General features: G+C 74.4%; 12 protein-coding genes. 1 reads left to right on the forward strand and 11 read right to left on the reverse strand.

Annotated elements, in window-relative coordinates; all coding sequences use genetic code 11:
• The 8 genes from ACFW1I_RS35975 to infC form a co-directional block, all read right to left on the reverse strand.
• Positions 1-1141: PP2C family protein-serine/threonine phosphatase (locus ACFW1I_RS35975; RefSeq protein ID WP_384677920.1), on the reverse strand; the 1141-nt coding region annotated here is incomplete at its 3' end.
• Positions 1142-1426: 285 nt separating this feature from the next.
• The gene (pheT, locus tag ACFW1I_RS35980) at positions 1427-3955 is read right to left on the reverse strand and encodes a phenylalanine--tRNA ligase subunit beta (protein WP_384677922.1); all 2529 of its coding nucleotides are present in this window, start codon (positions 3953-3955) and stop codon (positions 1427-1429) included.
• Positions 3955-5082: a phenylalanine--tRNA ligase subunit alpha gene (gene pheS, locus ACFW1I_RS35985; protein WP_384677924.1), complete on the reverse strand. Its 1128-nt coding sequence runs from the start codon at positions 5080-5082 to the stop codon at positions 3955-3957. Before pheS ends, pheT begins: the two co-directional genes overlap by 1 nt.
• Positions 5083-5248: 166 nt before the next feature.
• Positions 5249-6382, reverse strand: coding sequence for an ATP-binding protein (locus ACFW1I_RS35990; RefSeq protein ID WP_384677926.1), 1134 nt, complete (start codon positions 6380-6382; stop codon positions 5249-5251).
• A 134-nt stretch (positions 6383-6516) separates the two neighbouring features.
• Positions 6517-7356 carry a TrmH family RNA methyltransferase gene (locus tag ACFW1I_RS35995; RefSeq protein WP_384677928.1) on the reverse strand — a complete coding sequence of 280 codons (840 nt, stop codon included), beginning with the start codon at positions 7354-7356 and terminating at the stop codon, positions 6517-6519.
• A gap of 110 nt (positions 7357-7466) precedes the next feature.
• A complete protein-coding gene (gene rplT / locus ACFW1I_RS36000) occupies positions 7467-7853 on the reverse strand; it encodes a 50S ribosomal protein L20 (protein WP_030493496.1) in 387 nt (128 codons plus the stop codon).
• 106 nt (positions 7854-7959) lie between these two features.
• Positions 7960-8154, reverse strand: a complete 195-nt coding sequence (gene rpmI / locus ACFW1I_RS36005; RefSeq protein ID WP_030204697.1) for a 50S ribosomal protein L35 — start codon at positions 8152-8154, stop codon at positions 7960-7962.
• Between the two features lie 125 nt (positions 8155-8279).
• The gene (gene infC / locus ACFW1I_RS36010; protein ID WP_384677931.1) at positions 8280-8969 is read right to left on the reverse strand and encodes a translation initiation factor IF-3; all 690 of its coding nucleotides are present in this window, start codon (positions 8967-8969) and stop codon (positions 8280-8282) included.
• 303 nt (positions 8970-9272) lie between these two features.
• On the opposite strand from infC, the gene ACFW1I_RS36015 reads away from it, so the two are divergent.
• Positions 9273-9662, forward strand: a complete 390-nt coding sequence (locus tag ACFW1I_RS36015) for a DUF1844 domain-containing protein (RefSeq protein ID WP_384677933.1) — start codon at positions 9273-9275, stop codon at positions 9660-9662.
• 10 nt (positions 9663-9672) lie between these two features.
• On the opposite strand, the gene ACFW1I_RS36020 is transcribed toward ACFW1I_RS36015, so the two are convergent.
• The 3 genes from ACFW1I_RS36020 to ACFW1I_RS36030 form a co-directional block, all read right to left on the reverse strand.
• Complete coding sequence (locus ACFW1I_RS36020) at positions 9673-10410, reverse strand: SseB family protein (RefSeq protein WP_384677935.1); 738 nt, start codon at positions 10408-10410, stop codon at positions 9673-9675.
• A 46-nt stretch (positions 10411-10456) separates the two neighbouring features.
• Complete coding sequence (gene mycP, locus ACFW1I_RS36025; RefSeq protein WP_384677937.1) at positions 10457-11644, reverse strand: type VII secretion-associated serine protease mycosin; 1188 nt, start codon at positions 11642-11644, stop codon at positions 10457-10459.
• On the reverse strand, positions 11641-12629 hold a 989-nt coding region (locus ACFW1I_RS36030; protein ID WP_384677938.1), incomplete at its 5' end, for a hypothetical protein. The genes ACFW1I_RS36030 and mycP, both read right to left, overlap by 4 nt.

The following is a 12629-nucleotide window of genomic DNA, read 5'->3' on the forward strand; positions in this document are numbered from 1 at the left end:
GGGGGCGGGGGGGGGGGGGGCGCCGCGCCCTAACCCCCGCACCCACCCCACTGCTGGGGGTGGGGGGCGCGGCCGGGGCCCGGCCCCGCCGGGGTGGGGCGGGAGGCGCCGGTACGCGGACGCGGTCGTTGCGGACGACGAGCAGGGCCACGTCGTCGTCGAGCCGGCCGCCGGTGTGCCGCAGCAGCGCCTCCTGGGTCTGCCGGACGACGGTCCCGGGCGGCCGGCCCGCGCTCCGGGCGAGCGCCGCTTCCAGGCCGAACACGCGGCCCCGGTCGTCCCGGGCCTCCTCCGCCCCGTCGGTGTGCAGCACCAGCGTCTCGCCGGGCAGCAGCCGGGCGGCGGTGTACGGGACGAGCGCGGCCGGCAGCGGCAGGACGCCGAGCGGCGGCAGCGGCTCGCCCACCGGCAGCCGCTCCACCCGGGGGCCGAGCAGGTACGGGGCCGGGTGGCCGCAGTCGAGGACGGCCAGCCGGCCGTCGGGCCGGACCTCCAGGAGCAGCAGGGTCACGAACTCCTCGGCCACCGGATGCTCGGGCTCTCCCCGGCCGCCCGCCGGGTGCTCGTCACGGGCCCGCTCCCGCAGATGCCGCTGGAGCGCCCGCTCCAGCCTCCGCAGCACCCCGCCGAGTTCCGCCTCGTCGTGGGCCGCCTCCCGGAAGCTGCCGAGGACGGCGACGACCGCGCCCAGGGCGGCCAGACCGTGGCCCCGCACGTCCCCGACGACGATCCGCACCCCGTACGGCGTCGCCACCGCCTCGTACAGGTCACCGCCCACCGAGGCGCCGCGGGTGGCCGACAACTGCCCGGCGGCCAGGGCGAGTCCGTCGAGCCGGGCGGGCGGCGGGCGCAGCAGCACCTGCTGGGTCGCGTCGGCGACGGCCCGCACCCGGGCCAGCTCGCGGCGCAGCTGCCACCGCACCCCGAGGACGAGCCCCGTGCCGACGGTCAGGAAGACGATGCTGGTCGCGATCCGCATCGGCAGCCCGGGCTGCCGGGCCAGCGGACAGCCGAACTTCCACGCCACCGCCACCGCGCCCCAGCCGACGGGGAGCGCGATCGGGGCCGACCGGCGGAGCCGGGAGGTGACGACGCCCAGGGGCCTCGTACGGCGGCGGTCGTCACGGCTGGTACGGATCATGTACGGCCCTTCCCGAGCCCCGACAGCGCCCGAAGGCCCTGCGGCACACAGGCCCGCCCCTGTGGCCGCGTCGATTCTGCCGACCGTGCGGACCACGGGGGAACACCCCCCGGCGATCTCACCCGAAGGAGTGAGCACCCCCGGCGCGCCGCCCCCCGCCAGGCCCGCGCCACGCGCACACCCGACCGACGGTCGACGGCCCGTGCGGGCGCGGGGCCCGGGAACGGCGGAGGGCCGCCCCGGGATGTGGTCCCGGGGCGGCCCTTCGTGGGTGCTGCCGTGGTGTCAGGCGCCGCGGAGGACGGCGCCCGTGTGCTCGGCGGCCAGGGCGACCGCGGCGTCGCGGGCGGCGGTGGCCTCGTCCACGGTGAGGGTGCGGTCCTCGGCGCGGAAACGCAGCGCGTACGCCAGGGACTTCTTGCCCTCGCCGACCTGGTCGCCGGTGTAGACGTCGAACAGGCGGATGGACTCCAGGAGTTCGCCCGCGCCCTCGGTCAGGTACCGCTCGACGTCGGCGGACGGGACGGCCTGGTCGACGACCAGGGCGACGTCCTGGGTGGCGACCGGGAAGGCGGAGATGCGCGGGGCCCTGACGGGGCCGGCGCTCGCCTGCTCCAGGACGTCCAGGTCCAGCTCCATCGCGCAGGAGCGGGCCGGCAGGCCCAGCGCCTTGACGACGCGCGGGTGGAGCTCGCCGCCGTGGCCGGCGAGGGTCTTGACCCCGTCGACGACCACGTGGAAGGCGGCGCAGCGGCCCGGGTGCCACGGGGCGTGCTGGTCGGCCTCGATCAGCAGCTCCGCACCGGCCTCGGCGGCGATGGTGCGGGCGGCCTCGATCGCGTCGGCCCAGTCGGCCGGGCGGCCCTTGCCCCACCAGCCGGACTGCTCGCGGGCGCCGGCGAGGACGACGGCGGCGCGGCGCGGCTGCGCGGGCAGCGCGGCGTTGACGCCGGCGATCTCCTCGTCGGTGGGACGGCGGTCCACCGGCAGGCGGACCGCGACCTTGGGCTCGCCCTCCGGGCGGAAGACCAGACCGGTCTCGAAGAGGGCCAGGTCGTGGCTGCCGCGGCTGTCGTTCCGGCGCAGCGCGGCGAGCAGGCCGGGGAGCAGCGTGGTGCGGAGCGCGGGCTCCTCGTCGGAGAGCGGGTTGACGAGGGTGACGACCTTGCGGCGGTCGTCGTCCGCGTCGAGGCCGAGCTGGTCGAGGGCCTGCTGCCCCATGAAGGGGTAGTTCAGGGCCTCGACGTAGCCGGCGCCGGCGAGGGCGCGGCCGACCCGGCGGTGGACGCGCTGGCGCTCGGTGAGGCCGCGGCCGGCCGGGGGCTTCGGCAGCGTGGAGGGCAGGTTCTCGTAGCCCTCCAGCCGGATGACCTCCTCGGCGAGGTCGTTCGGCTCGTTCAGGTCGGGGCGCCACGAGGGCACGGTGACGACGAGCTCGTCCTGGCCGTAGACGTCGCAGCCGATCTCCTGGAGGCGGCGGACGACGGTCTCGCGGCCGTACGCCACACCCGCGACCTTGTCGGGGTGGTCCGCCGGCATGGTGATGGTGCGGGGCCCGGACGGGGCGGCGATCTCGGTGACGCCGGCCTCGGCGGTGCCGCCCGCGAGCAGCACCAGCAGGTCCACCGTGCGCTGCGCGGCAGCGGCGGCGGCCTGCGGGTCCACGCCGCGCTCGAAGCGCTTGGACGCCTCGGAGGACAGCTTGTGGCGGCGGGCCGTGCGGGCGATCGAGATGGCGTCGAAGTGCGCGGCCTCGATGACGACCTCGGTGGAACCGGTGACGGCACCGGTCTCGGGGTCGGTCACCGGGTCGGCGATCTCCGTGTGGGCACCGCCCATGACGCCCGCGATGCCGATGGGGCCGCGGTTGTCGGTGATGACGAGGTCCGCGGCGTCCAGGACGCGCGCGGTGCCGTCGAGGGTGGTGATCTTCTCGCCGGCCTCGGCGCGGCGGACCCCGATGGGGCCGTCGAGCCGGGTGCGGTCGTAGGCGTGCAGCGGCTGGCCGAGCTCCAGCATCACGTAGTTGGTGATGTCGACGGCGAGCGAGATCGGGCGCATGCCGGCCTTCTGGAGGCGGCGCTGCAGCCAGATCGGCGACCGGGCCTCGGGGTCGAGGCCGACGACCGTGCGGGCCGTGAAGCGGTCGCAGCCGATCGGGTCGGTGACCTGGACCGGGTAGCCGTACGAGTTCGGCGCGGGCACGTCGAGGAGCGCCGGGTCGCGCAGCGGCAGCCCGTACGCGATGGCTGCCTCGCGGGCGACGCCGCGCATCGAGAGGCAGTAGCCGCGGTCCGGGGTGACGGCGATGTCGAGGACCTCGTCGTACAGCTCCAGCAGGACGGTGGCGTCGATGCCGACCTCGTGCTCCGGCGGCAGGACGATGATCCCGTGGTTCGGGTCCTCGCCCATGCCCAGCTCCTCGCTGGAGCAGATCATGCCGCGCGAGACCTTGCCGTAGGTCTTGCGCTCGGCGATGCGGAAGTCACCGGGGAGGACGGCGCCGGGCAGGGCCACGACGACCTTGTCGCCGACGGCGAAGTTCCGGGCGCCGCAGATGATCTCCTGGGGCTCGCCGGTGCCGTTGGCCTGGCCGACGTCGACGGTGCAGAAGCGGATGGGCTTCTTGAACTCCGTCAGCTCCTCGATGGTGAGGACCTTGCCGACCACCAGCGGGCCGGTGAGGCCGGCGCCGAGCTGCTCGACGGTCTCGACCTCGAGGCCGGCGGTGATGAGCTTGGCCTGGACGTCGCGGCCGGTCTCCGTCGCCGGCAGGTCGACGTACTCCCGCAGCCAAGAAAGCGGGACCCGCATCAGATCTCCATCCCGAACGGCCGGGTGAACCGGACGTCACCCTCGACCATGTCTCGCATGTCTTCCACGTTGTGCCGGAACATCAGCATCCGCTCGATGCCGAAGCCGAAGGCGAAGCCGCTGTACTTCTCCGGGTCCACGCCGCAGGCGATGAGCACCTTCGGGTTGACCATGCCGCAGCCGCCGAGCTCGATCCAGCCCTCGCTGCCGCAGGTGCGGCAGGGCCGGTCCGGGTTGCCGACGGACTCGCCGCGGCAGACGTAGCAGAGCATGTCCATCTCGGCGGACGGCTCGGTGAACGGGAAGAAGTTCGGGCGGAGCCGGGTCTTCATGTCCGCGCCGAAGAGCGCCTGGACCATGTGGTCGAGGGTGCCCTTGAGGTCGGCCATGGTGAGGCCCTCGTCGACGGCGAGCAGCTCGATCTGGTGGAAGACCGGGGTGTGCGTGGCGTCGAGCTCGTCGGTGCGGTAGACGCGGCCGGGGCACACCACGTAGACCGGGGGCTCCCGGTCGATGAGGGTGCGGGCCTGGACCGGCGAGGTGTGGGTGCGGAGCACGACACCGGACTCGTCGCCCGTGGTGCCCTCGGGGCCCTGGACGAAGAAGGTGTCCTGCATCTGCCGCGCCGGGTGGTCCGGCACGAAGTTCAGGGCGTCGAAGTTGAACCACTCGGCCTCGACCTCGGGGCCCTCGGCGACCTCGTAGCCCATCGAGACGAAGACGTCGGCGACCCGCTCCATCAGGGTGGTGAGCGGGTGGCGGGCGCCGGCCGGGATCCGGTCGTACGGCAGGGTGACGTCGACGGCCTCCTCGACGAGGACGCGGGCGTCCCGCTCGGCCTCCAGCTCGGCCTGGCGGGCGGCGAGCGCCTTGGAGACCGCGCCGCGGGCCTGGCCGACGAGCTTGCCGGCCGCGGCCTTGGCCTGCGGGGGCAGCGCGCCGATCTCGCGGTTGGCGAGGGCGAGCGGCGAGGTGCCGCCGGTGTGCGCCGTCTTGGCGTGCGCGAGCGCGTCGAGGTCGCCGGCGGCGGCGAAGGCGGCGACCGCCTCGTCCCGCATGCGCTCGATCTCTTCCGGTTTCAAGGCTTCGACCTCGACCGGGTCGTACGACTTATTGGGTGCCGACATCTCTTCCCGTGCTTCCGTTGGGCTTGGCTGGGGCGACCCCGGTTCGACGACAGACGACAAGGGCGCAAACGTGCCAAAGGTCGAGTCTAACGGGGTGGGGACACGCTGATGAGCCCGTGGGGGCCCCGGTGGCTCTGGATCCCGTCGGGTCTCGGTGGGTGAGACGTCAGACGAGATGGGCCGGGGCGCCGACGGGCAGGATAAATCGGAACTCGGCGCCGCCGCGCGGGCCGCGTCCGACGGTGATGGAGCCGCCGTGGGCCTCGACCAGGCCCTTGACGATGTAGAGGCCGAGTCCGGTGCCGCCGCGCTTGCTGCCGCGCCAGAAGCGGGTGAAGACGCGGTTCATGGACTCCTCGGGGATGCCCGGGCCCTCGTCGCTCACGGTGACCTCCGTCCCCTCCTCGCCGGTGCCGTCGGTGCCCGCGGTGCGGGGCGCCACCTCGATGGTGACGGTTCCGGCGCCGTGGCGCACCGCGTTTTCCAGGAGGTTGCCGAGGATCTGGTCGATCTTGTCGGGATCGGCCCAGAGCGCGGGCAGTCCGGGCCGGGTCCGCACGAAGAAGCGGTCGGGGGCCTGGCCGCCGGTGGTGTGCACCTGGACGTGCCGGCCGATGGCGGCGGCGATGTCCACGGGCTGGCGGCGGACCTCCAGGCGGCCGGAGTCGATCCGGGAGATGTCGAGGAGTTCGGCGATGAGCCGTTTGATGCGGCCGGCGTCGGCGTCGACGGTCTCCAGCATCAGCCGCTTCTGCTCGTCGGTGAACCGCTCCCACTTGCTGAGGAGGGTGGCGGTGAAGCCCTTCACGGACGTCAGCGGGGAGCGCAGTTCGTGGGCGACGGTGGCGATGAGCTCGGCGTGGCTGCGCTCGGAGCGGCGGCGGGCCTCGGTGCCGCGCAGCGAGACGACGACCCGGCGGACGGGTCCGGTGGGGTACTCGCGGACGTACCGGGCGGAGACGAGGACCTCGCGGCCGCCGGGCAGCAGCAGGTTCCGTTCGGGCTGGCCGCGCCGGGTGGCGAGGCCGCCGTACGGGTCGGTGAGCGGCCACCAGCGGTGCCCCTTGAGGTCCTCCAGGGGCAGCGCCTGGTCGAGCGGACGGCCGAGCGCCTCCGGGGCGGGGACGGCGGTGATCCGGCTGGCGGCCGCGTTGAAGCAGACCACCCGGCCCCGCTCGTCGGCGACGACGAGCCCGTCGGGCAGGTCGTCCGGGTCGATCCCGGGCCACGGCTCGGGCGCGCGCGCCCCGTCGGCTCGTCGCTGCGCGATCCGCGCGGGACTGTCCGTGCCGGCCGTCATCCCCTGCTCCCACCCCTCCGTGTACCGCAGTGGGCCCCGAGTGCGTCACTCTACTGGGCGAGGGTGACCAACGGGAGCCGGAAGAGCACACCGGGTGGCCGAATCACAGCGGTGAAGTACGGCGGCCGGGGCGGTCAGACCGAGCGGCGGGGGCGCTGGGCGCGGGCGGAGGCGTACAGGCAGACCGCGGCGGCGGTGGCCAGATTGAGGCTCTCCGCCTTGCCGTGGATGGGCACGCGGACGACGGCGTCGGCGAGGGCCCGGGTCTCCTCGGGCAGCCCCCACGCCTCGTTGCCGAAGATCCAGGCGGTGGGGCCGCCCATGGTGCCGGCGTCGAGCTCGTCGTCGAGGTCGTCCTGGCCGGCGCCGTCGGCGGCGAGGATCCGGACGCCGGCGCCCTGGAGGCCGGCGACGGCCTGCTCCACGGGGACGCCGACGGCGACGGGGAGGTGGAAGAGGGAGCCGACGGAGGCGCGGACCGACTTCGGGTTGTACAGGTCGACGGAGGCGTCGGTGAGGATCACCGCGTCGGCGCCGGCGGCGTCGGCGCAGCGGAGCACGGTGCCGGCGTTCCCGGGGTCGCGGACGTGCGCGAGGACGGCGACGAGCCTGGGCTTGGCGGCGAGGATCTCCTCGAACGGCGAGTCCAGGAAGCGGCAGACGCCGACGAGGCCCTGCGGGGTGACGGTCTGGGAGACCTCGGCGAGGACGGCGTCGGAGGCGTGGTGGACGCGGGCTCCGGCGGCGTGGGCGGCCTCGATGATCGGGGCGTACCGCTCGGCGGCCTCGACGGTGGTGAAGAGCTCGACGAGGGTGGGGGCGCCGTCCGGGCCCCGGTGTGCGACGGCCTCGCGGACGGCCTGGGGCCCCTCGGCGAGGAAGAGGCGGTCCTTGCCCCGGAAGTTGCGCTTGGCGAGCCGCCGGGCGGCGACGACGCGCGGGGAACGCGGGGAGATCAGCTCGGGGGTGGACATGTGCCTGGGGCTCTCAGTCTCGGCTCGACTCGGGTACGGAGGGTGTCAACGCGCCGGACCCGCAGGCGCGGGGCCTGCGGGTCCGGTCGGAAGTGCTGCGGCCTGGAAGATCAGGCGGCGGCCTTCGGGGCGTTGACGTCGGCCGGGAGGGCCTTCTGCGCGACCTCGACCAGCGCGGCGAACGCGTTGATGTCGTTGACGGCCAGCTCGGCGAGGATCTTGCGGTCCACCTCGATGTTGGCGGCCTTCAGACCCTGGATGAGGCGGTTGTACGTCATGCCGTTCTGGCGGGCAGCGGCGTTGATGCGCTGGATCCACAGCTGACGGAAGTCGCCCTTGCGCTTCTTGCGGTCGTTGTAGTTGTAGACCAGCGAGTGGGTGACCTGCTCCTTGGCCTTGCGGTACAGGCGCGAACGCTGACCGCGGTAGCCGGAGGCCTGCTCGAGGATCGCCCGGCGCTTCTTGTGGGCGTTGACTGCCCGCTTGACGCGTGCCACTTCTTACTCCTTGTAGCGGGGCCGTGGTGTGTTCACACGACCCGGAAAACGGATGGGTCCCGGTCTTGGCCGGATGCCCTCGTCGGCCGAGGGCGGGAGATCGAGATCAGATGCCCAGCATCTTCTTGATCTTGGCGGCGTCACCCGGGGCCATCTCGGCGTTGCCGGTGAGGCGACGCGTCAGCTTGGACGACTTGTGCTCGAGCAGGTGGCGCTTGCCGGCGCGCTCCCGCATGATCTTGCCGGAGCCGGTGACCTTGAAGCGCTTCTTGGCACCGGAGTGCGTCTTGTTCTTCGGCATGGCGCCGTTATCTCCTCGTCAGTGGCGCTCCCCCGGTGCGGGCACCGGACAACCGGGAGCGTCAATTCTTCGTGTGGTGGTACCGGGCGGGACCCGGGGGCCGCCGCTGGGGCGGCCCCGTCGGATCACGCCTCGGCGTTCTCGGCCGACGTGTCGGCCGAAGCCTCCTCGGCACCGGCCGCGGCGGCGGTGCCCTGGCGCTCCGCCTTGCGGGCGGCCTGGGCCTCACGCGCCTCGGCCATGGCCTCGGTCTTCTTCTTGTGCGGGCCCAGAACCATGATCATGTTCCGGCCGTCCTGCTTCGGGTTGGACTCGATGAAGCCCAGCTCCTGGACGTCCTCGGCGAGGCGCTGCAGGAGGCGGTAACCAAGCTCGGGCCGGGACTGCTCACGACCACGGAACATGATCGTGATCTTGACCTTGTCGCCCTGCTTGAGGAAGCGGACGACGTGGCCCTTCTTGGTGTCGTAGTCGTGCGGGTCGATCTTCGGCCGGAGCTTCATCTCCTTGATGACCGTGTGCGCCTGGTTCTTGCGCGCCTCACGGGCCTTCATGGCCGACTCGTACTTGAACTTCCCGTAGTCCATGAGCTTGCACACGGGCGGACGGGCGTTCGCCGCGACCTCGACAAGATCGAGGTCGTACTCCTGCGCGAGCTCCAGGGCCTTGGCAAGGGGGACGATGCCCACCTGCTCGCCGCTGGGGCCGACAAGACGCACCTCGGGAACGCGAATCCGCTCGTTGATGCGGGGCTCGGCGCTGATGGATCCTCCTCGGTAGCACCACGCGACCGCCTTGGCGGACGGACACGTCACGTCAAATCACTGAGACCAACCGAGCGGGCGCACAAAAAATGCCCCGACGGGACACAGGCGGGGCTCCAAGGCAAACCGGAGCACCACCACGGTCAACCGCGGGGCGCACATCGGGCGGCTCCATCGTCCGTACGGAACGATGGGCGCCACCTGACCGGTGACCCGCCGCCCGCGAGGGCGGTCAGGTGGGAGATCGGAGCCTCCACTTGTGGGCCGGGCACATAGGTGTCCGGCCGGTCGTTACACAAGGTTAGCAGGACCCGGCGGTCGGCGCGAACCGTCCGCCCGCTTATCGTGTGGGGCATGAGCGAGACCCCCCAGAACGAGTCCACGACCGCCCCCGACCAGGCCGGCGACAACCCCGACTTCGAGGCCATGGCCCGCGACATCGCCGAGGTCCCGGCGGTCGAGGTGATCGTGACCGTCGCCGTCAACCTGATGAGCGCCGCCGCGGTCAAGCTCGGCCTCACCGAGGAGGGCGACGCGCACAAGGACCTCGACGAGGCGCGCAAGCTGATCCACGCGCTCGCGGGCCTGCTGGACGCGAGCACGACGGAGATCTCGTCCTTCCACGCGGCCCCGCTGCGCGACGGCCTGAAGTCCCTCCAGCTCGCCTTCCGCGAGGCCTCGATCGTCCCGGACGAGCCGGGCCAGGGCCCGGGCGAGAAGTACACGGGCGCCGTGTACGGCTAGGACCGCGGATTCAGGACCGCTTCACGTAGAAGGGCTCGCCGGGAGGCGTGGCCGCGGCCGGCAGGAGTGCCAGGTCGAGGCCCCGCACCAGGCGGGCCCTCAGTGTTTCGTCGGCGGCCAGGGCCCGGGCCACCCGCTGGGCGGTCTCGGCGGGGGCGGCGTCGTCCGCGAGGACCAGGGCGAGGGTGCCGTCGGCGGTGCCGGGGCCGAGGTGGGCGCGGAGGACGGCGGGCTCGGCGGCGACCGCGGCGCGGACCGCGTCCCGCACCGCCGGGTCGTCGAGCGGGTCGGTGCTGGTGCGGCCCTCGGCGAGGGCGAGCAGGGCGGAGCCGCTCACCTGGTACGGCACCGGGCCGGCCATGTCGAGGACGAGGGTGTCGGCCTTCTCGTGGACGAGGGCGGCGAGCGCCTGCCGGAGCGGGACGGCGACGGGCCGGGCGGCCGGGTCCCACAGGGCGAGCGAGGCGATCGAGGTGAAGGCCGGCAGGCCGCGCCGGTCGCCTGCGGTCAGCGTCGGCACCGCCATGTCACTGGTCTTCTCCCGCTTCAGCCCGGTCTCCGGGTCGGTCTCCACCTCGCCGAGGACGGCGACGACGGGGACGAGGAGGCGGGCGTCGCGCAGCGCGTCGAGGACGGGCCCGTGGGCGGTCCGGTCCTCCGCCCAGGCCGCGAGGGCCGCGGCGAGCGCCGGGTCGGCGGTGCCGTCGTCGTCGGAGAAACCGGGGTCCGGGATGTTCTTGAGCTCCACGCTCCGAGCCTAACGGGCCGGTCCCCGGGCTCCGGCCGCCGGGCCGTCAGCGGGTGCGGCCGGCCCGGTGCAGGAGGACGGCGGCCAGCAGGAGGAGCGCGCCGAGGCCGCCGGCGAGCGGCGCGAGGAGGCCGGGGGCGGTGCTCTCCTCGGCGGCCGGGAGGGGGCCGGGGCCGAAGTACTGGCCGCGGTGGCCGGCGGTGGCGTTCTTCGGGTCGCCGCCCTTCAGCGCGGCGCCGGCCTCGATCGCGGCGGCCGGGTCGACCGTGCCGTACCCCTTGGCGTCGCTGCGGCCGCCGTCGGGGCGGTCGCGGGCGGTGTCGACGAGGAGCTGCTTGACCTGGGCGGGGGTCAGGTCGGGGTGGGCGGAGCGGACCAGGGCGACGGCGCCGGAGACGAACGCGGCGGCGGCGCTGGTGCCCCACCCCTCGTAGTACTTGCGGTCGGGGTCGGCGATGACGATGTCGACGCCGGGCGCGCTGACGGTGGCGTACCAGCGGCGGGTGGAGAAGGAGGCGCGGGTGCCGTACCGGTCGACGGCGGTGACGGCGATGACGCCGGGATAGGCGGCCGGGTAGGAGATGTGGTCGCCCTTCTCGCCGCCGTTGCCGGCGGAGGCGACGACGGAGACGCCCTTGCCGAGGGCGTACTGGACGGCGGCGTCCTCGCCGGGGTCCGGGTGGGCGGACTTGGAGTCGTCGCCGAGGGAGAGGTTGATGACGTCGGCGCCGTGGTCGGCGGCCCAGCGGATGCCCTGGGCGAGGGCGGTGCCGCGGGTCTTGCGGGCCTTGTCGCGGGCCTTGTCCTTGCCTTCGAGGATGACCCGGACGGGCAGGATCCGGACGCCGGGGGCGATGCCGAGGACGCCGCTGTCGTCGGCCCAGCCGTGGCCGTGTCCGGCGATGATGCCGGCCATGGCGGTGCCGTGGCGGGCCCAGGTGGGGTCGCCCTCGGCGGCGCCGAAGCCGATGAAGTCCTTGCCGGGCAGGACGGAGCCGGAGAGGTCGGGGTGGCCGGCGTCCACGCCGGTGTCGAGGACGGCGACGGTGATCCCCTCGCCCTTGGTGGTGCGCCACGCCTCGTCGACGCGGAGGGTCTCGTGGCCCCACTGGCGGTCGCGGATGGCGTCGGCGTGCGCGGGCGCGGCGGCGGGCAGCACGGCGCAGGCGGCGGCGAGCAGGACGGCGGCGGGCGCGGTGACCGCCGCGCGGACGCGGGTAAGGGGCCGGGTCACCGCTGTTCCTCTTCCTTCGCCGCGGTCCGGGCGGTGGTGCGGAGCTGCTTCTCGATGCGTTCGGCGATGCCGAGGGCCTCGTGGCCGAGGCCGGACTGGGCCACGGCGTCGGTGCGGCCCTTCCTCATGGCCTGGTCGGCGGGGACCGCGCGCTCGACGGCGCGGCCGTCGGCGAAGCCGGAGACGGCGGTGACGACGACCGGCAGGTCGGCGGGGGCGGTCACCCACCAGCCGGCGCGCTGGGCGGGGCCGAAGCCGGCGGCGACGGTGCCGGGGCCCGGCAGCGCGGGCGGCACGTCCTGGCCGAGGCGGGCGGCGAGCCTGCGGCCGTCGAGGGCGCGCTGGGCGGTGACGTCGGCCTGGGTGAAGACGAGGCCGACGGTGAGGACGCTGCTGGCGGTGGCGTCGGTGTAGGTGGCCCGCAGCACGCGCCGGCAGTCGAGGGGGCGCAGGGCGGCGAGCAGCTTGGGGGCGACGGAGGCGGGGGCGCAGGGGGCGTCCGGGGCGACGACGATCCGGGTCCAGGTGCGGGCGGAGGGGCCGGGGCCGGCCTGGGGGGCGGTGAGGGTGCGGGGGAAGAGGGTGTCGACGGGCGCGTTGTGCCAGAGCTCCTTGGCGACGGCGTACCCGGCGGGTTCGGCGGGCTTCCCGTCTCCGGAGGCGGCGAGCCAGACCCCGGTGAGGGCGCCGCCGATGAGTCCCATCCCCAGTACGACACAGGTGCCGACGGCCAGGGCCCTGCCCCGGCGCCGCTCCCGTATGGGCCGCAGCCGGGTGGTGGTCTCGACCGGCGTCTCGTCCGTCCCGTACGCGGGCACCCGCACGGGCCGCAGCCGCGTGGTGGTCTCGACCGGCGCGGCCGGCGCGGCCGGCGCGACGGGCGGGCGGTGCGGGGCACGGGGCGGGGGCAGCGGGGCGGAGGCGGGCGCGGCGGCCTGGGCGGCCGGGCGCGGCGGGGCCGCCGCGGGGCGCGCGGGGGTGGTGG

Origin of the sequence: Streptomyces sp. NPDC058955 (assembly GCF_042741435.1) — a bacterium.
Classification (GTDB): Bacteria; Actinomycetota; Actinomycetes; order Streptomycetales; family Streptomycetaceae; genus Streptomyces.